Here is a 19,741-nt window from a genome sequence, read left to right on the forward strand (position 1 = left end):
GACGATGCAAGGAGAAATCGCAACGAATCAAGATCAATCATTGTTACTACAGCAAAAAAAGAAGAAAAATTTCAGAAAAAAACTTGATATTTGGTTATTACTATTACCTACACTGCTTATCTTTATCTTTTTCTTTTTAGTTCCATTAGTTTTTCTATTTGTGACTAGCTTCAAAACCTTTGATGCTAATAGTGGAATTGGAAATGAATGGACGTTTCAAAATTATATCAAATTCCTGACTGATTCCTTTTATTTAAGCGTATTATGGCGGACTGTGAAAATTGCGCTATTAACGACTTTGATTACGATCATCATATCCTATCCAGTAGCCTACCAAATCTCAAAAGTTAAAGGGAGATTAAAAAACTTCCTAACTCTTATCGTATTATCACCATTATTAATAAGTATGGTCATCCGCTCTTATGGTTGGGTCATTATTCTATCTAATAAAGGAGTCATAAATAATACATTGATGGATTTAGGTATTATTAATCAACCACTTACCTTACTTTATACAGAATTCAGCGTTATATTAGGCATGATTCACGTATTGTTTCCTTATATGGTGTTAACGATTATGGGATCTCTTGAAAGAATAGATCCGTCTGTCATTAGGGCATCGCAAAATCTTGGGGCAAGTTCTGCAAGAACCTTTTTTTCAGTCATGTTGCCGCTAACTTTACCAGGAATCTTTGCTGGTTCAGTGATGGTATTTAGCTTAAGTGTTAGCTCATTTGTCACACCAGCCATTCTTGGAGGACCCCAAGTAAAAGTAATGTCTTATTTAACCTATGAACAAACGGCTGTGATGTTGAATTGGCCATATGGTTCAGCAATTGGTTTCCTTCTCATCTTTTTAGCCATTATCACGATCATTATCTATAGTAGAATATTAGCTTATTCTGAAAAAGGAGTGGCTATTCAATGAGAAAAAAGCTTCCAAAACTTACGTTAAATACATTTTGTATCATCGTATATCTATTTTTACTGGCACCTATTGTCGTTGTTTTATTCTCATCCTTGACGAAGACAGAATATATTACGTTTCCACCAAAGGGCTTGACCTTAAGATGGTACACCGAATTAATCAATCATCCTGAATTTATGCAATCGTTTATTTTGAGTATTGTTGTTGCACTAGGAACGGCAATATTTTCAACAGTTATCGGCACTTTAGCATCACTTGCAATTGTAAGAAATCAATTCAAGGGAAAAGAAGCAATTGTACAGTTAGTTGGTTCACCACTTTTAATTCCGTCCGTCGTGTTTGGGGTCGCACTCCTTCAATATTATTCATGGATTGGTCTTGCCGCCAGTCCGCTTGCCTTGATTATTGGACATATCATTTTAACTGTTCCTTTCGTGCTACGTTTAGTCGTTGCTAGTTTAGTAGATTTTGACCGTTCCATTGAACGAGCTGCTATGAATCTAGGAGCGAGTTCCTGGAAGGTATTTTTCCACATTACCCTACCAATGATCAAATCCGGAGTGATTGCGGGCTGTATCTTTGCCTTTATTACTTCCTTTGATGATTTAACTGTAGCCTTATTTATCGTTAGTACGGATGTTGTAACCCTACCAGTAAGAATCTATACGTATATGCAATACCAATACGACCCTATTATTACATCTATCTCAAGCATCATGATTATATTGACCATTATATTAATGATCGTAATTGAAAAGGTCTTAGGTGTTGGCAAGGTATTTGCATCTAAATAGGGACGGTTCTTGTGCTTCCATTTTTGGTGCCTAGTACTCCTCAGATTTTGTAGAAAAGCTTAGTAGATATATAGAAAATTTGGGAAGCTCCTTAGAGAGAAATCACTTTGGAGCTTTAGTAAACTAAATAATAATTAAATATTTTAAATTAACAAAAAATAATATTGATTATATTTTTTATTGCTGTTATACTTTAAAAATAATAAATTTTCTAGGCGTTTAAGTTAAATGATAGTAAACTTAAATTGTGGAAAGAAAAGATATAATATTATAACAATTTAAGGAGAATTACATGAAAGTAAATAAAAATTTGCCTACACCTTTATATCATCAAGTAAAGGATTACTTGGAGGAAAAAATTCTTTTAGGTGAATGGGATCCTGGGTATCAATTACCTACAGAAAAGGAGCTTTCAGCCCAATTCCAAGTAAGTACCATCACTGTTAAAAGGGCCATACATGATTTAGTCAACAAAGGAATTCTATTTCGTCAGAGAGGAAAGGGAACTTTTGTAAGCAGAAAGGAGGATAAAGATATATACCAGCTCGTTTCACTGCGGAATGAAGCAGGGGAAGATAAACACCACCCACATAAGTCATTATCCTTTAAGGAAGAAGAAGCCGGTGTGAAAATTGGTAAAATGCTTAACATTGATGCCAAAGATAAAGTCTACAAAATTCACAGATTAAAAATTGAAGAGGACACTCCAGTTGGTATTGAGTATACATATATTCCGAGCTCCTTATTTCCAGGTCTCACTGAAAAGATGATAGAAGATAACCTTTTCTATAATGTTTTTACCAATAAATATGGAATGAATTTAGAGAAAGCCAAAATCTTTTTCTCTACCATTATTGCAGATGAGTATGAATCAGCCCTTTTAAATATTTCTAAAGGCGAGCAGCTATTTGTATTAGAGAGGTTTACGCATACAGAAGATCAAAAAATTATTGAATATTCAAGATTCATCATTAGACAAGAAAAATCAAGATATTATATTGAAATTAGACTTTAGTGATATAAGGTCTAATTTGTACTCATAAAATATAAAGTTATAATATTATATTTTTATATTTTAACTTGTTTATCCCAAACCTTGAAAGGATGAAGCACGAATGGAAAAAGTCTTTCAGTACATTGAAGATCATGCTGATATGTATCTTGATTGGTTAATCGAATCATGTAATCAACCTAGCGTTTCTGCTCAAAACCGTGGAATGATAGAAATGAAAGAGCTTGTAAAAAGATTTCTAAATATGATCAATGTTGAGGTTGAAGAAATAACAACAGATGGATATCCAATTATTTATGGCGAATTAGGAGAAGGTCATGATAAAACACTCACATTCTATAATCATTATGATGTACAGCCTGAAGACCCAATTGATCATTGGAAAAGCCCTCCATTTGAAGCAAGCATAAGAGAAGGGAAAATTTTTGCAAGGGGGGTTGCTGATAATAAGGGAAACCTGATTGCTCGAATATGTGCTGTACATGCATATCAACAAATATATGGAAAAGTACCTATCAATCTTAAATTTATCTTTGAGGGAGAGGAAGAAGTAGGAAGTCCACACTTGGAATTTTTTGCGAAAGAGCATCCTAACAAGCTCAAAACAAATGGAATCATTTGGGAAGGTGGTTCGAGAGAAGTTGAAAGCAAACGACCACATGTTGGATTAGGTGTGAAAGGGATATGTTATGTTGAGTTAACTTGTAAGGGAGCCAATATGGACTTACATTCTTCAGAAGCTGCAATTATTGAAAATCCAGCTTGGAGACTCATTTGGGCATTGAGTACATTGAAAAATGAACATGAAGAAATATTAATTGAAGGATTTTATGACGATATCGTTCCATTGAGTGAACTAGACAAAAAGTTTATTGGATCGATGATTTATGATGAGGAAGCTACAAAGAAATTATACGGAATATCCAAATTTTTAAAAAATGTATCAGGAGATGCATTAAAGGAAAGTTTGACAGCGGACCCGACATGCACAATATGTGGAATTGAGTCAGGATATATCGGTGAAGGGTCAAAAACCGTACTACCATCAATTGCAAGGGTAAAATTAGATTTTCGTTTAGTCCCCAATCAATCACCCGAGAAAATTGCCCAATTGTTAAGAAATCACTTAGATAAACATGGATTTAACGATATTGAGATTAAGCAAGCACATGGTTTGCATCCATTTAATACAGACCCTAATCATCCATTTGTAAATACTGTTCTTAAAAGCATGGATGAAGTTTATCAAGAACCACCTGTTATTTTGCGCAATCTAGCAGGATCAAGTCCAATGTATAAAATGTTAAAAAATACAAATATTCCAGCTGTACAAATAGGTGTTGCCAATCTCCAATCTAATTATCATGCGCCGAATGAGAATATATTCATTGATGATTATATTCAAGGAATTAAGGTTACAGCCGCAGTTATTAATAATTTTAGATAAAAAATAATCTGAAATTTTAAAAATCAGCAATGGATAAAGGGGGAAAATTATGAAAAAGTCTTTTAGGTTCGTTCTTGTGGCTTGTATTATTATGGCATTCATGATTGCTGGATGCAGTGGCAAATCTTCAACAGGGGAAAGTAGTAATGGGAAAAAGGGGAAAGACAAAACTACATTAATTTTAGCTCAAAGTGCTGATATTACGACATTAGATCCGCAAAATTCATTAAGTACAACAGGTGATCGTGTGTTTAGGAACATGTTTAGTCGATTATTCAATAGGGACGATAAAATGGAAATTCAGCAAGAACTAGTGGAATCATACAAAAATGTAGATGAAGTAACATGGAAGTTTAAGTTAAAGGAAGGAGTAAAATTTCATAATGGGGATCCTTTAACTGCTGAAGATGTCAAATATAGTCTTGAACGAGTGATGAAGGATCAGACATTAAAGGAATTTCCGTATTTTACACAGCTTTCAAAGATAAATGTTATTGATGACTTGAATTTTGAAATTATAACGGATGGTCCTATGCCTACATTATTAAGACTTTTAGCCAAAAGTGGCGCGGATATCATGCCGAAAAAATATATCGAAAAAGTAGGCATGGATGAGTTTTTAAAGAAACCAGTCGGTTCTGGCCCCTATAAATTTGTTAAATGGGATCGTGATGATCGAGTTGTTTTAGAAGGCTTTACTGATTATTTTGGTGGAGCACCGAAATGGAAGGAAGTCGTTGTGAGAGCAATACCTGAGAGCTCTACTCGAGTCGGGGAATTACTAACTGGGGGAGTAGATATTGCAACGGATATTCCTCCGAATGAATGGGACCGTGTAAATGGAGAAAAGGGTGTGTCACTGTTAAATGGTGATACAACTCGTGTCATGCTTTTAGTTGTTAGAACAACAAAGGGGTTTGCTACTTCTGACCCAAAAGTACGGGAAGCGATTGACTTAGCTATAAATGAAAAGGCAATTGTTGATTCTGTTCTAAAAGGGACAGGAGTCCCCGTTCGAACACGTGTACCTGAAGGGGTAGTTGGTTCTAATCCTGATTTATATAACACGTATGAATATGATCTTAACAAGGCAAAAAAATTATTAGCGGAAGCTGGTTATAAGAATGGACTAGAGATTACATTAACAGCACCGAAAGGGAGATATCCACTTGATGGAGAGGTAGCCCAATTAGTAGCGAGTATGCTAGGTGAGGCGGGTATTAAAGTAAATTTAAAATTACTTGAGTCTAGCGCGTATTTAGATGAATATAATTCAAACTCCAATAAAGAATTGTTGATGATTGGCTTGGCAGATGGGTTGTTGGATGCTTCTTATTCATTGGTTCACTATACAAAGGATCGTGCAGCAGGACAAACCGATTATTACAATCAGGAGGTAGAAAAACTTTTTCATGATGCTGGAAGAAACTTGAATGAAGAGGAACGAATCAAACAGTATCAAGAAATTCAATCTATTGTTGCTGAGGAGAGACCACATATTTTCTTATTCCAACAAAATGCTAACTATGGAGTTTCAGATCGAGTTACATTCCAAACAAGGTTAGATGAAGTAATTAATTTTTCGGATATTTCTTTGAAGTAAGTTGATTGTTGAGATGAAAATGAACGGGACTGTGATAGAAAAGCTAGTCCCGTTTCTGAAAGGAGACTAAGAATTGAAGAAGTATCTGGTGAAGAGATTGCTACAAATTATACCAGTTTTATTTATTATTACATTTGTCGTATTCGTTTTAGTTTATCTAGCTGGTGACCCGGTTGCTTTAATGTTGCCGGAAGATGCTTCTGAAGCTGATCGAGAAGCGTTGAGAACAGCACTTGGTCTTAATGAACCATTTTTATATCAATATTTTCATTTTATCGGTGATTTAATTCAGGGGAATTTTGGAACATCATTTCGCTATCATCAAGAAGCTTTGCCATTAGTATTAGAACGGCTTCCCGCTACTTTTGAGCTAGCAGCTGCTTCTATGTTGATTGCCATAATTATTGCCATCCCATTAGGGATTTTTTCAGCACAAAAGAGAAATAGCTTTGTAGATCTGTTCATTACAGGGGGCTCTGTTTTAGGAAAGGCAATGCCGAGTTTTTGGCTTGGAATAATGCTTATTCTCATGTTAGCCGTAAACTATCAAATATTTCCGGTTTCAGGCAGGGGAACATGGGCTCATTTAATTTTGCCAGCTATTACTCTAGGTACTGGGGTAGCAGCTGAAATGACAAGGTTAGTTCGTTCAAGTATGTTAGACATTTTAAACCAGGATTATATCCGGACAGCAAAGAGTAAAGGGGTAAGTGATACACTGGTTGTTTACAAACATGCCTTTCGAAATTCACTGATTCCAGTTGTAACGATTACCTCATTACAAGTTACTCATTTAGTAAGTGGTGCATTAATTACCGAAACTGTCTTTTCATGGCCTGGATTAGGGCAATTATTAGTTCAAGCGGTCAATGGTAGGGATATGGCAGTCGTACAAGCGGCGGTTTTTGTTATTGCTATTTTAGTTATTTTAATTAACCTCATAACCGACCTCATTTATCGTTTACTTGATCCAAGAATTAATTATTCATAGGGGGTGAAGATGTGGAAGTAAATATAAATCAGGATCAGGTTGTTAACGTAAATAAACCGGTAACAAATACGAAACATAACCATTTTTTTCGTTTAATAAAATTATTACTCCAAAGTAAAACAGGCACAATGGGATTCATCATTGTCTTTGCTGTAGTGTTTATTGCTATTTTTGCAAATATTTTAGCTCCACATAACCCTGCTGCAAATAATTTAGGAGACATGCTGAAACCGCCTGCTTGGTTGGACGGAGGGTCTACGACTTATCTACTTGGAACAGACAATTTAGGGAGAGACATTTTAAGTAGAATTATATATGGGACTCGAGTGTCATTGTTAGTAGGAATTTTTTCAGTAATTTTAGCAGGTATCATCGGCATCTTAGTTGGAATATTGGCAGGATATTATGGTGGAGTAATCGATAATATCTTAATGAGAATCGTGGATTCCTTCCTTGCGATACCAAGTATTCTATTTATTTTAGTTGTTCTAGCTGTATTTGAACCTAGTATCATGGTTCTTATTGTCGTCATTGGATTTACCAACTGGGTTACATATGCAAGGGTAGTAAGGGGTGAGGTACTAAGTATTAAAGAGAGGGAGTTTGTAAAGGCATCAAAGTCCATCGGGACAAAAAATGCAACGATTATGTTAAAGCATATATTTCCTAATATTATTTCCTCTTTTATCGTTATTTCGACTTTAAGTGTTGCTACAACCATCATCTTAGAAGCTTCCTTAAGCTTTCTAGGATTAGGAATACAGCCCCCAACTGTTTCATGGGGAGGAATGTTGACGGATGGTAGGAATTATCTAGCTACAAACTGGTGGCTAGCAACGTTCCCCGGAATTGCCATAACAATTACCGTTCTTGGAATTATCTTTTTAGGTGATTGGCTTCGTGATGTATTAGATCCACGAACACAAGGAAGAAAATAGGAAGGGGGGGAATAACATGGCTAAAACTCAAACACTATTAGAAGTGAAGGATTTACAAACACATTTCTTTACAGACAGTGGAACGGTTGCTTCTGTAAATGGTGTTTCCTTTTCAGTGGGAAAAGGAGAAACAGTCGGTATTGTCGGTGAATCAGGATGTGGAAAAAGTGTAACGTCTCTTTCTCTTCTACAATTAGTTAGTGAACCTGGAAAAATTGTTGGTGGGGAAATACTGTTCGATGGAAAAAATTTATTGAAGTACTCCAAGCGGGAAATGCGGCAATTAAGAGGCAATAAAATTTCAATGATATTTCAAGAGCCATTAACTTCCCTAAATCCAGTGTTTACTGTTGGGAGTCAAATATCAGAGGCAATTCGACTCCATCAAAATGTAGATAAGACAGAAGCGAAAAAGAAAGCAATCGAAATGTTAAAAAAGGTAGGAATCCCGAGAGCGGAAAAACACTATTTTTCATTTCCACACCTACTTAGCGGAGGAATGAGGCAAAGGGTCATGATCGCAATGGCATTATCCTGTAATCCACAATTACTAATAGCGGATGAGCCGACAACTGCTCTTGATGTTACCATTCAAGCGCAAATTTTAAAGCTAATGAAAAAATTAAGTGAAGAATATGGGACATCCATTATTATGATTACTCATGATTTAGGTGTGGTGGCAGAAATGGTGGATCGAGTGATTGTCATGTATGCTGGTCAAATTGTAGAGCAAGATAATGTTTTTAACATTTTTAAGAATCCAAAGCATCCTTATACAAAGGGATTACTAAATAGTACACCAAAAATACACCAATTAAAGGATCAATTAGAATCGATTGAAGGAAATGTACCAATTCCTTCTGAATTGCCTGTTGGATGTAAGTTTCATCCGCGTTGTCCTTATGCGATGGATATTTGTAGAAAACAAGAACCTTCATTAGTTCAAGCTAAAGATGGTTCCGAAGTTAGATGTTGGCTTCATAGTGACGAAGAGGTGATTAATCTATGACTGTTACCACCAACGACGATATGAAAAAAGAGCATGAAACCCTATTAGAAATTGAAGGATTAAAGAAATATTTTCCTATTTCTACAGGTTTTTTTGGAAAAACAAAGCAGTATGTAAAAGCTGTGGATGGAATCGATTTAATTGTAAAAAAAGGAGAAACATTAGGGATAGTAGGCGAATCAGGATGTGGAAAATCTACAACTGGAAATACTATTTTACGATTGCTTGAGCCTACAGAAGGAAAAATAATTTTTGACGGATCTGATATTACGAAACTATCAGAACGAGGAATGCAAAAAATAAGAAAAGATATCCAAATGGTATTTCAAGATCCATTTTCCTCACTTAATCCTAGAATGAGAGTATTTGATATTATTGCAGAACCACTTCGAACTCATAAAGTAGCAAAAGGAAAGGAATTAGAGCAAACAGTTTATGAATTAATGGAAACAGTTGGGTTAGATCGTTCATTCTCTGGGCGATATCCCCATGAATTTAGTGGTGGGCAAAGGCAAAGAATCGGAATTGCTCGTGCACTTGCTTTAAAACCGAAATTAATCATTTGTGATGAGCCTGTTTCGGCTTTAGATGTTTCTATTCAAGCACAAATCTTAAATTTATTAATGGATTTACAAAAAAAATTTAATTTAACCTATATTTTCATCGCACATGGTATTCCGGCAGTCAAATATATTAGTGATCGAATCGCTGTCATGTATATGGGAGAAGTTGTCGAGCTATCATCAAAAGAAGAGCTTTTTAGTCATACACTTCATCCATATACTCGTGGCTTAATATCCTCTGTTCCGATCCCTGACCCAACATTAAGAGAGCGTAAGGAACAGTTTATTTTGGAAGATGATCTACCTGATCAAACGGATTTACCAAGTGGTTGCCGATTCTATACAAGATGTCCATTTAGAAAGGAAAAATGTAAAGTAGAAAAACCAGAATTTAGAAATGTTGGGGATGAACATTTTGTATCCTGTCATTACCCAATAATGTAAGTACTTTATCGTGATAGATTACTGGTGGAAAAAATAAAGAAGGGCAGTGAAGGAATGAAAATAATTGTTATAGGTTCAGGAATTGTTGGTGCTAGTACAGCTTTCCATTTGGCTAGAAAGGGAGCAGAAGTGATTATTATTGATAAACAACATGAAGGTCAAGCGACTGCTGCTGGCGCTGGAATCGTATGTCCATGGATTTCTAAGGTTGATGATCCAGATTTTTACACCCTTGCTAGAGGTGGTGCGTGCTACTATCCGAAACTTGTTTCCCAACTAAAAGAAGATGGTGAAAGCAATCTTGGATATGGATTAGTAGGTGCTTTAGCTGTTAGTACTGACGAGGATGAATTAAATGTGATTGAACAAAAGGTTAGAGAGCGTCAATCAGAAACACCGGAGGTAGGAGTTGTTAGTCGATTATCTGCCGAAGAAGCACGTCAACTATTTCCTCCTTTAAGAGAAGATCTACAAGCTGTTCATGTCACTGGAGCCGCTAGAGTAGATGGTCGATTACTAAGAGATGCTCTTAAACGAGGAGCAGAGAAACATGGTGCACAGTCCTATACTGGTGTTGCCAGTCTCGAGATTAAAAATGAGAAAGTAGTAGGAGCTTATGTAAATAATGAATTTATTTCGGCTGACTCTGTGGTTATAGCAGCAGGCGCGTGGGCTCCAGAGTTACTTGAGCCACTTGGTATTGATACGCCGGTTGAACCACAGCGTGGTCAAATTGTTCATTTACATCTTCCAGATCAGGATACATCAAAATGGCCGGTCATCCTACCGCAAAGTAGCCATTATCTTGTCTCATTTGAAGACTCACGGGTAGTCGTTGGTGCAACACGGGAAACTGGTTCCGGTTTTGATTATCGTGTAACCGCTGCCGGTTTAAAGGATGTTCTTCAAGAAGCACTCCATGTTGCTCCAGGACTTTCAGAGGGTACTTTGCAGGAAGTAAGAATTGGATTTAGACCAATTGGGCAAGATATTCTACCATATTTAGGACAGATTCCGACTGTGAAAGGAATAGTCATTGCTAACGGACTAGGTGCTTCAGGATTAACTATGGGTCCATATGTTGGTTCACTAGCTGCAAAGCTAGCAATGGGAGAAGAGTTGGAAATTGATATTACTGCTTATAACCCTCTTAGAAATCGTTTGAAGGTTAACTAAAGTAATCTTGCTGTCTGGAAATAAGCAAGGATTTTTCATTATAAAAGTTATAATATTATATCATTTGAAATATAGTAAATGGATGCGAATAAAGCAAAAGAAAAGTAGGTGTATTCATGCATATCAACAACCATCCAATATTGGGAGAGCGTTTACATGATCCCGTTACCATTTATTTTAATGGAAATCCACTCCGTGCCTATAAACAACAGACTGTCGCTGCTGCATTAATCGCGAATGGGGTAAAAAAATTCGGGGAAAGTCGAAAGCTTATGCAGGCGAGAGGTTTATTTTGCTCCCGTGGCAGATGCTGTAGCTGCTATATGACAGTAAATGGCGAGGACCATGTTCGAACATGTATGAAAATGGTTGAGGATGAAATGGAGATATTTCCGAATATGGGGGATCCAGATGTAAGGAGAGATAGTCATGGAAACTGATGTACTCATTATCGGTGCAGGTCCTGCAGGATTAATAGCAGCATTTGAGACTGTATCGAGAGGATTAGATGTTGTTATGATTGATGAATCTAGCTATCTTGGTGGTCAGCTTGTCCAACAAACCCAGATGCTATCGCTTTTACCATCGCAATTTTCACCAATGAGAGGCTTTGAATTAGCCGAAATATTAATTAATCAATTAAATGAATATCCCGTGAAAATATTATTAAATCATACATTTGTAGGATTATATCAAGATGGAAGTATTGGTGTATCCGATGGCAATAATGTTTTTTCAATAACGGCAAGGAAAGTCATTGTAACAACAGGTGCTGCTGAACGGGCTGTTCCTTTTAAGAAATGGACGTTACCAGGCGTGATGACGATTGGTGCAGCACAAACATTAATCAATCGAAATTTTGTCGTCCCGGGAAAAAAGGCAGTCATTTGCGGTTCAAGTGATTTTGCGATAGATGTAGCGATTCAATTGAAACAAGTTGGCGTCGAAATAGAAGGAATCATTGAGAAATCCAATAAACTAACAGCACTCAATCAAGACAAAATAGAAAAAATGACAGAAGAACATATTCCTTATTATCTCGATTCCTTTATTACTGAGGTAAAGGGAAATGGTCAGGTTGAAGAGGTTTATGTGCAGATCGATCAGGAAATAAAAGCATTCCATGCGGATCTTGTTTGTGTAGATGGTGGGAGAAAACCGATTACAGACGTATTTTACCAATTGGATTGTGCCTTTAGCTACCAGGAAAAGCTTGGAGGGTGGGTCCCTCAATATAATGAACGCCTCCAATCTAGTCAAAATAGGGTCTATCTAGGTGGAAATGCTGCTGGAGTATCGTTTCATGGTGCCATTCTATTAACAGGAATGATCGCCGGAATTAGTGTATGTGAGGATCTTGGTGCTTTGGAGCTTGATGAAGCCAATAGCTTAAGAGATTCATTATTTAAAGAGATAAAAATAATAGAGTCTAAACAAGATCCTCATTTATGGATAGAAAGAATGACGCATATTGAAAATTTCCTCCATCCTCAGCTAAAGGATCAATTTATTTCTTAGAGACAACTTACTCTCGAAAGGATGAAAGGAGAATCATATGGATAAAGAAACGATTATTTGTCGCTGTGAGGAGTTAAGTTATGAGGAAATTGAAGAGGTGATTCGTCTAGGTGCGGAATCCTTTGATGATATTAAACGAATTACACGTTGTGGTATGGGGCCATGTCAAGCAAAGATGTGTGCTGATCTTGTCTCACAAATGATTCATGAACAAACGGGAAAAGAGTATCAGGAGATCCCCCTCCCACGAACAAGAATGCCTATATCACCTATTTCAATAGAAACATTGTCTACCAACAGTCAACATTTTTCTGCTGTGAAGTCGGTTCTTGATGAGGTTGAGCTCGAAGATGGGAAGGTGAGATGAAATGAATACAGCCTATGAAACGATTATCGTTGGAGGTGGAGTCATTGGAAATAGTATTGCCTACCATCTATCTGAACGATATAAAGAGGGCGTCCTCGTCATTGATAAAAAATATCCCCTTTCAGGTACTTCGGGATCCACCCAAGCCTGGGTTTGGGTACATAATAAAACCCCATCATCCTATGCTGAATTCAGTATGTACAGTGCTGAACTTTATCCCTATTTAGCCAAAAAAATTGGAGATGTGGAATATAAAAGAACGGGTGGGCTCTCCCCATTTTTTAATGAGAAAGATCGTGATAAGGCCAAACGATTAGCAGATTCCTATCGGGAAATAGGCATAAAAATCAAGGTTTTGTCACGTGAAGAAGTGATCGAAAAGGAACCGTCTATTAATCCAAATGTTGCTGGGGCAACATTTAGCAAAATCGATGGAAATGTAAATCCCTTCAGATTGGTTGATATGTATATGAGAGCGGCCAAGAAGAATGGCATCGATTATTCGTATTATAATCAAGTCCTTGATATTCAAATGAAAAACGACCAATTCATCATTGTATCCAAAAAAGGTGAGTATATTTGTAAAAACTTGATTTTAGCTGGTGGTACATGGTCGAGAGAATTGGGGAAAATGCTAGGTGTCCATATACCCGTGAACCAGGTAAGGGGGCAAATTCTCGTAACTGAACCTTTAAAGCCGTTTATCAATTATACGATTAGTGGAATGCGACAGACAAATAATGGCGAAGTATTAATCGGCTATTCTATGGAGGAAGCAGGTTTTAATCGTTCAACTACATTAGATGTCATTCAGGAGACCGCAAATATGGCGAAGTATTACATACCTGATCTTGGTAAGGCAAAGGTTGTGAGAGCCTTTTCAGGTATTCGTGCTGTCCCAGAAGATGGGTTGCCGATTATTGGGAAGGTTCCTTCTGTCAAAAACCTTTATGTCGCAACGATGCATAGTGGGGTCACGCTGTCTCCTTTAGTAGGGACATTAATGACAGAATTATTAGTCGACGGAGATACATCCTTATCGATTGCTCCATATTCGATTGAAAGATTTAAATAAGGAGGAAAAGAAACGATGAATGATTTTGTAAAAGTAGGTAATCTACAAGTGGCCCGAATTCTCTATGAATTTATTAATGCCGAAGCTTTACCGGGTAGCAAGGTGGATCAGGAGCCATTTTGGAATGGATTAGAAACCTTAATAAAAGATTTAACTCCAAAAAATAGAGCATTATTGGCTCAACGTGATGATTTACAAAATAAAATAAATACTTGGCACCGTGAAAATCAGGAGTTTGATTTTCATAAATACCAATCATTTTTGCAGGAAATCGGCTACTTAGAGCCTGAGGTCGAGGATTTTAACATATTAACTGAACAAGTCGATGACGAGGTCGCCATTCAAGCAGGACCACAGCTTGTCGTTCCTGTTGATAATGCACGCTATGCATTGAATGCCGCAAATGCACGGTGGGGAAGCCTTTATGATGCGCTTTATGGGACTGATGCGATAAGTGAAGAAGCGGGAGCTCAGCAGGAAGGAAGCTATAACCCGATTCGCGGGGAAAAGGTCATTCAGTTTGCTAGAGAGTTTTTGGATCAAGTCGTTCCATTAAAAGGAGCTTCACATAGTGACGCAACGAAATATTTTATTGTTGATGGGAAACTAACGATTTTACTTAGAAATGGGCAAATGACAAGTCTCCAAGATGAGTCTAAATGTATTGGCTATAAAGGAACAGCGGAGGAGCCATCCACTATTTTATTAAAAAATAATAAACTCCATTTAGAAATTCAAATTGACCCTACTCATCCAATTGGTCAAACCGATCAAGCAGGCATTAAAGATATCCTTTTGGAATCGGCATTAACGACGATTATGGATTGTGAGGATTCAGTTGCTGCAGTAGATGCTGAGGATAAGGTACTCGTTTACCGTAATTGGCTTGGACTTATGAAGGGAGATTTGAGTGCTACGTTTAAAAAAGGAGACCAAATAATCACCAGAACTCTAAATAGTGATCGACTATATACTTCGCTAACTGGTGAAGAGGTGCGTTTAAAGGGGCGTTCTCTCATGTTTGTGCGAAATGTAGGACATTTAATGACCAGTAATATGATACTAGACCAAGATGCCAACGAAGTTCCTGAAGGAATATTGGATGCCGTGTTTACTAGTTTACTAGCCAAACATTCTTTACTTGGAAACGGAGCCTATCAAAATTCCACAAAGGGATCGATTTATATCGTCAAGCCCAAAATGCATGGATCACAAGAGGTAGCATTTAGTAATGAACTTTTTGATCGCGTGGAAGACTTGCTCGGGTTAAAACGAAACACGTTAAAAATTGGGGTGATGGATGAGGAACGACGTACATCATTAAACTTGAAGGCATGCATTCGACAGGTGAAGGATCGAATTGTATTCATTAATACGGGGTTCTTGGACCGGACAGGAGATGAAATTCATACTTCGATGGAAATGGGTCCAATGATTCGGAAAAATCATATGAAATCAGCGAAATGGCTCCAGGCGTATGAGAAATCAAATGTCATGGTAGGTCTAGCAAGTGGATTCAAGGGTCATGCACAAATTGGTAAAGGGATGTGGGCGATGCCAGATTTAATGGCCGATATGTTAAAGCAAAAAATTGGTCATGTCAAAGCAGGGGCTAATACAGCTTGGGTGCCTTCACCAACAGCTGCCACTTTGCATGTTCTTCACTACCATCAAGTGGATGTGACAGAGGTACAGGAAAAGCTGGAAAAAGAAAGCGTGGATTTACTGAGGGATATTCTCGCGATTCCTGCAGCCAGTCAGATTGATTGGGAGCCTGAAGAGATTCAGCAAGAATTAGATAATAATGCACAAGGCATTCTTGGCTATGTTGTTCGCTGGGTGGAACAAGGTATCGGCTGTTCGAAAGTCCCTGATATTCATAATGTTGCTTTAATGGAGGATCGGGCCACTTTACGAATTTCGAGTCAGCATATCGCGAATTGGCTCCATCATGGAATATGTACGGATGATCAAGTACGGGAAACATTCCAGCGGATGGCCAAAATAGTCGATGAGCAAAATGCGGGAGATTCTAATTACCGACCGATGTCAGAGGATTACTCTAATTCTATTGCTTTTCAAGCTGCCTGTGACCTAGTCTTCAAAGGCTATGATCAACCAAATGGATATACCGAACCAATTTTACATCGTCGCCGTTTAGAGGCAAAGGCAAAATTTGCTGTTAAACAATAAATGGAGGGCATTCTAGTTTTTTCCGGAAATAAGTAGAGAGGAGTTAGTGTGTTGAAATTTACTAGATTTCAAGTGGATTCTACCATTTATACTGGAGTAATTATCGAAGGAGTCGTTAAGGAAATAACGGGGGATATATTTGGAGATTGGAAATATACAGGTTCGGAATTCCTAGTAAATGAAGTGAAATTATTGGCTCCCATAGAGCCGAACCAAATTATTGGAATCGGAGCAAATTATGTTTCCAAGGTAGAAGATTTACCAAGTGAACTACCAGACATTCCTGTATTTTTCTTTAAACCTACTTCATCCGTTATCGGAACGGAGGAAAGCATTGTCATTCCAGAAGGGATTGACCAAGTGAAATTTGAAGCGGAATTAGCGATTATTATTGGGAAGGAAGCAAAAAACATCCCTGAAGCTGAAGTGCTAAATTATGTATTTGGCTATACTATTGCCAATGATGTAACTGCCCCACAATATTTCCATCAAGATGGCCATTGGACAATCGGTAAATCATTTGACACATTCACACCTTTAGGACCGGTTATTGAAACTGAACTGAACCCGTTTCAGGTTCATGTTGAAGCAAGCCTAAACCATATAGAAAAGCAAAATAGCCCAACCGAATTAATGATCATACCGATTCGCAAAATGATTTCCTATCTTACAACAGTCATGACTCTTAAACCAGGTGACGTGATTTTAACAGGAAGCCCTGTCGGCGCAGAGTTTGTAGGAGAAGGAGATGTTATTGAATGTGAAATAAGAGGGATTGGTAGACTTCGAAATAGGTTCGCTACGGCAAAAATATTGACATAATCACTTTTGCTACCTAAAGTCTAATGAAGCCTATATCTTCAAACCTATTAACGTGTTTTTACTAGAATAAAGGCAGAAGTGTCTTGTGAAATGAAAGAATGTGAACATGTTAGTAAAAAGGACTTGTTATGATGGAGCTGTCTGAAAAACAAAGTATCAGACAGCCCTAGTTGTGTAAGATAGAACCTCAAAAAATTACTAGTGTTTTGCCTTTTAGTTAAAACTCCTCATACGTTGCAGGGTCTTGATTTTTCATTCTACCATCCGGTTGTGTCAGTTCATTAATTCGTTTCATTTCTGCATCATCTAGTGAAAAGTCAAAGATTGAGATATTTTCAAGTTGACGTATTGGAGATGCGGATTTAGGGATTGGAATCGCTCCTAGCTGAACATGCCAGCGTAATATCACTTGGGAAACAGTTTTATTATGCTGCTCAGCAATCTGTTTAATCGTTTCATTTTCTAGTAGTAGGTTTGCTCGAGCGATTGGGCTCCAGGATTCTGTTATAATGTTTTTTTCTTGATGGAATGTTCTTTGTGATTCCTGATTGAAGAAAGGATGTAATTCAATTTGGTTAATGCTTGGTAAAACGCCAGTTTCCTTTTCCAACCGTTCTATATGTTCAGGTAAGAAATTGCAAACACCGATAGAACGAATGAATCCCCATTTTTTTGCATCAATTAATGCTTGCCAAGCTTCTACATAATGATCTTGTTTTGGATTAGGCCAATGGATTAAATACAAATCATAATAGTCTAAATTTGCTCGGTATAATGATTCTTGAATCGTTGTAACGGCTTTATCATATGTATGATAACGACCTGGTAATTTGGATGTAATAATCAATTCCTGCCTTGGAACTGAACTGCGTCGAACGGCCTCTCCAACGGTTCCTTCATTTTCATAATTATAAGCGGAATCAATAAGACGATAACCTACATCAATGGCGCTCTTTATTGCATTAGCCCCTTCATTTCCATTCAGTTTGTATGTACCAAAACCGATAGTTGGCAAAACGAGCCCATCATTAAGAGTTATCTCTGGAATGGATTTACTCATATTAGACACTCCTTCCTATAGTAATGTTAGAATATCACCCTCTTGAAGGAAAGTTCAAATATTTGATTCGTTAAGGGGAGCGCTGGTCGGAGCTTTTATTTTTAATTTTGAACTTATCCAATAAGGATTAAATAATGAACGTAAAACGAATGATGGATAATGTAGTAGAATATTTCGTTTTGATCTTTAGGGTATGACATTAAATATATTTACTTAGATATAGGCATTTAGAAAAAAATGCAAATAAAAATAAAGAAATTCGAAATAATAACTGTACGATTGGTTAATTCAAGTAAAGGTGGTAATTTAATGAGTGCCGTTTTCGCAAAGATAATTGGCTATTCGTATAGTATTATTTCTACTAAAAAATTAATTGGGTGGGAAAACGTGGCTTCCATTCATTTATTTCGTTTCCTAGCAACAAAGTTTAAGAAAAGGTACATAATGAAAAAGGTTGTACTCCTACTCGTTTTTTTCTCTTTAGTTGGAATTCCCTCTCATACCTTTGCTCAAAAAAAGATTCCTATCCTCATCTATCATTCAATTGATGAATTCAAAGGACAGGGCTCGAAGGATTTATATGTATCGCCTGAAAATTTTGAAAAGCAAATGGCCTATTTAAAAGACAATGGCTTTACATTATTGACATTTGAAAGATGGGGGGAGATCAATCAAGTGAAAAAGCCCATATTCATTACTTTTGATGATGGATATAAAAATAATGTAAATGCTTTTGCCATATTCCAAAAACTAAAAGGGGCCAATTTTCATCCAACAGCCACGATTTTTGTCATCTCTGACTTTGTCGGTAGATCGAATCGACTATCCAGGAGTGATTTGAAGAAAATGGTAGATTCGGGAATGTTCTCTGTTCAATCTCATACAGCTACACACCCTGATTTAACGAAAGTTAAAGATATTGACTATGAATTAAAAGAATCTAAAGAAAAAATTCAGCAAATGACAGGAAAACCAGTCATTGCCCTTGCTTATCCATATGGGATTTTTAATGAGAAAGTAATAGCAGAAACGAAGAAATACTATCAATTTGGCCTAACAACAATCCCCGAACCATATGTAAAAACAGGCAAACCAAACGAAAACTACCTACTCCCACGAATCTATGTCAAAAACTCAACAACACTAGATGAGTTTGTTGAAAATTTACAATAAGGGGGTCAGACCCCCACTGCTTTAAAGTGTAAAAGGAAGGGAGGGACAGTGGACCTGACCCCCTGTCCCTTCTAAGTGATTGCAGTGCTCTTGATAATGTTTTTCGAACCTTAACCTCGGACCAGCCAAGAATGCCTGCCGTTTCTTTGGTGGAGTATTCTTCGACCTTCATTAATATAATGACCATTCGATAATTAGGCTTTAATTGTTGAATCGAGGTGAATAGCTGGTTAACTGCTTCCTTGTTTTCAATATATTTTTCTAAATTAAAGGAAGAGGATATCTCTTTTTCAAATGAAAGAACTGGTACATGCTTATTTCTTTTTCGTTTCCGAATTTCATCGAGAACAAGATGCTTTGCAATGCTAAACAACCAAGTTTTTACACTGGAACGATGATCGAATCGGTCATATGCTGTGTACGCACGTACAAATGTATCATGGACAAAATCCTCGCAGCTCTGTTTATCACCCAGCATTAGCCAAATAAAACGGTACATATCATCGTAATACAATTCATACCACTCCATGACAAGTTGCCTCTTATCAATATTCAACTCCATCCTCACCTACCTTCACGCTTTCTAATTATTAGTCGTGCAAAATGAAAATTTGTGACAGTGATTTTA

General features: G+C 37.1%; 19 protein-coding genes. 17 read left to right on the top strand and 2 right to left on the bottom strand.

All coding sequences use genetic code 11. The annotated features are described in order from the left end of the window. The first annotated feature begins 4 nt into the window (after positions 1 to 4). From MHI39_RS03775 to MHI39_RS03850, 16 genes are all read left to right on the top strand, one after another. A complete protein-coding gene (locus tag MHI39_RS03775) occupies positions 5 to 928 on the top strand; it encodes an ABC transporter permease (RefSeq protein WP_058004596.1) in 924 nt (307 codons plus the stop codon). Then, entirely contained in the window at positions 925 to 1,722 is a 798-nt protein-coding gene (locus tag MHI39_RS03780) for an ABC transporter permease (protein WP_058004597.1), read from the top strand. The genes MHI39_RS03775 and MHI39_RS03780 overlap by 4 nt, the downstream gene beginning before the upstream one ends. A 292-nt stretch (positions 1,723 to 2,014) precedes the next feature. Beyond that, positions 2,015 to 2,737 carry a GntR family transcriptional regulator gene (locus tag MHI39_RS03785; RefSeq protein ID WP_342540709.1) on the top strand — a complete coding sequence of 241 codons (723 nt, stop codon included), beginning with the start codon at positions 2,015 to 2,017 and terminating at the stop codon, positions 2,735 to 2,737. A 100-nt stretch (positions 2,738 to 2,837) separates the two neighbouring features. Then, complete coding sequence (locus MHI39_RS03790; protein ID WP_259548904.1) at positions 2,838 to 4,181, top strand: M20/M25/M40 family metallo-hydrolase; 1,344 nt, start codon at positions 2,838 to 2,840, stop codon at positions 4,179 to 4,181. 49 nt (positions 4,182 to 4,230) lie between these two features. Continuing rightward, entirely contained in the window at positions 4,231 to 5,784 is a 1,554-nt protein-coding gene (locus MHI39_RS03795) for an ABC transporter substrate-binding protein (protein WP_342540710.1), read from the top strand. 73 nt (positions 5,785 to 5,857) lie between these two features. Further along, complete coding sequence (locus MHI39_RS03800) at positions 5,858 to 6,775, top strand: ABC transporter permease (protein WP_259548909.1); 918 nt, start codon at positions 5,858 to 5,860, stop codon at positions 6,773 to 6,775. Positions 6,776 to 6,786: 11 nt separating this feature from the next. After that, entirely contained in the window at positions 6,787 to 7,713 is a 927-nt protein-coding gene (locus MHI39_RS03805) for an ABC transporter permease (protein ID WP_058004600.1), read from the top strand. A 16-nt stretch (positions 7,714 to 7,729) separates the two neighbouring features. Then, the gene (locus tag MHI39_RS03810) at positions 7,730 to 8,722 is read left to right on the top strand and encodes an ABC transporter ATP-binding protein (RefSeq protein ID WP_259548912.1); all 993 of its coding nucleotides are present in this window, start codon (positions 7,730 to 7,732) and stop codon (positions 8,720 to 8,722) included. Continuing rightward, complete coding sequence (locus tag MHI39_RS03815) at positions 8,719 to 9,729, top strand: oligopeptide/dipeptide ABC transporter ATP-binding protein (RefSeq protein ID WP_342540711.1); 1,011 nt, start codon at positions 8,719 to 8,721, stop codon at positions 9,727 to 9,729. The genes MHI39_RS03810 and MHI39_RS03815 overlap by 4 nt, the downstream gene beginning before the upstream one ends. A 54-nt stretch (positions 9,730 to 9,783) precedes the next feature. Then, the gene (locus MHI39_RS03820; RefSeq protein ID WP_342540712.1) at positions 9,784 to 10,905 is read left to right on the top strand and encodes an FAD-dependent oxidoreductase; all 1,122 of its coding nucleotides are present in this window, start codon (positions 9,784 to 9,786) and stop codon (positions 10,903 to 10,905) included. Positions 10,906 to 11,021: 116 nt separating this feature from the next. Further along, positions 11,022 to 11,345 (top strand): (2Fe-2S)-binding protein, encoded by a 324-nt coding sequence (locus tag MHI39_RS03825; protein ID WP_078109638.1) that lies wholly within the window; start codon positions 11,022 to 11,024, stop codon positions 11,343 to 11,345. Continuing rightward, positions 11,335 to 12,423 (top strand): FAD-dependent oxidoreductase, encoded by a 1,089-nt coding sequence (locus tag MHI39_RS03830; RefSeq protein WP_342540713.1) that lies wholly within the window; start codon positions 11,335 to 11,337, stop codon positions 12,421 to 12,423. The genes MHI39_RS03825 and MHI39_RS03830 overlap by 11 nt, the downstream gene beginning before the upstream one ends. Before the next feature lie 37 nt (positions 12,424 to 12,460). Continuing rightward, complete coding sequence (locus tag MHI39_RS03835) at positions 12,461 to 12,790, top strand: (2Fe-2S)-binding protein (protein ID WP_342540714.1); 330 nt, start codon at positions 12,461 to 12,463, stop codon at positions 12,788 to 12,790. A 1-nt stretch (position 12,791) separates the two neighbouring features. Then, on the top strand, positions 12,792 to 13,865 hold the full coding sequence (locus tag MHI39_RS03840) for an FAD-binding oxidoreductase (RefSeq protein WP_342540715.1): 1,074 nt from the start codon (positions 12,792 to 12,794) through the stop codon (positions 13,863 to 13,865). 15 nt (positions 13,866 to 13,880) lie between these two features. Continuing rightward, positions 13,881 to 16,058, top strand: coding sequence for a malate synthase G (locus MHI39_RS03845; protein ID WP_342540716.1), 2,178 nt, complete (start codon positions 13,881 to 13,883; stop codon positions 16,056 to 16,058). Between the two features lie 51 nt (positions 16,059 to 16,109). Then, positions 16,110 to 16,880 (top strand): fumarylacetoacetate hydrolase family protein, encoded by a 771-nt coding sequence (locus MHI39_RS03850; RefSeq protein ID WP_342540717.1) that lies wholly within the window; start codon positions 16,110 to 16,112, stop codon positions 16,878 to 16,880. Positions 16,881 to 17,097: 217 nt separating this feature from the next. Here the strand turns inward: MHI39_RS03850 and MHI39_RS03855 are convergent, their stop codons facing one another. Further along, a complete protein-coding gene (locus MHI39_RS03855) occupies positions 17,098 to 17,940 on the bottom strand; it encodes an aldo/keto reductase (protein ID WP_078109633.1) in 843 nt (280 codons plus the stop codon). 444 nt (positions 17,941 to 18,384) lie between these two features. On the opposite strand from MHI39_RS03855, the gene MHI39_RS03860 reads away from it, so the two are divergent. Beyond that, positions 18,385 to 19,113: a polysaccharide deacetylase family protein gene (locus tag MHI39_RS03860; RefSeq protein WP_342541418.1), complete on the top strand. Its 729-nt coding sequence runs from the start codon at positions 18,385 to 18,387 to the stop codon at positions 19,111 to 19,113. On the opposite strand, the gene MHI39_RS03865 is transcribed toward MHI39_RS03860, so the two are convergent. Then, the gene (locus MHI39_RS03865) at positions 19,067 to 19,669 is read right to left on the bottom strand and encodes an RNA polymerase sigma factor (RefSeq protein WP_342540718.1); all 603 of its coding nucleotides are present in this window, start codon (positions 19,667 to 19,669) and stop codon (positions 19,067 to 19,069) included. The two genes, MHI39_RS03860 and MHI39_RS03865, sit on opposite strands and share 47 nt — an antisense overlap. Between the last annotated feature and the right edge of the window lie 72 nt (positions 19,670 to 19,741).

This window comes from Heyndrickxia sp. FSL K6-6286 (assembly GCF_038630395.1).
GTDB lineage: Bacteria > Bacillota > Bacilli > Bacillales > Bacillaceae_C > Heyndrickxia > Heyndrickxia oleronia.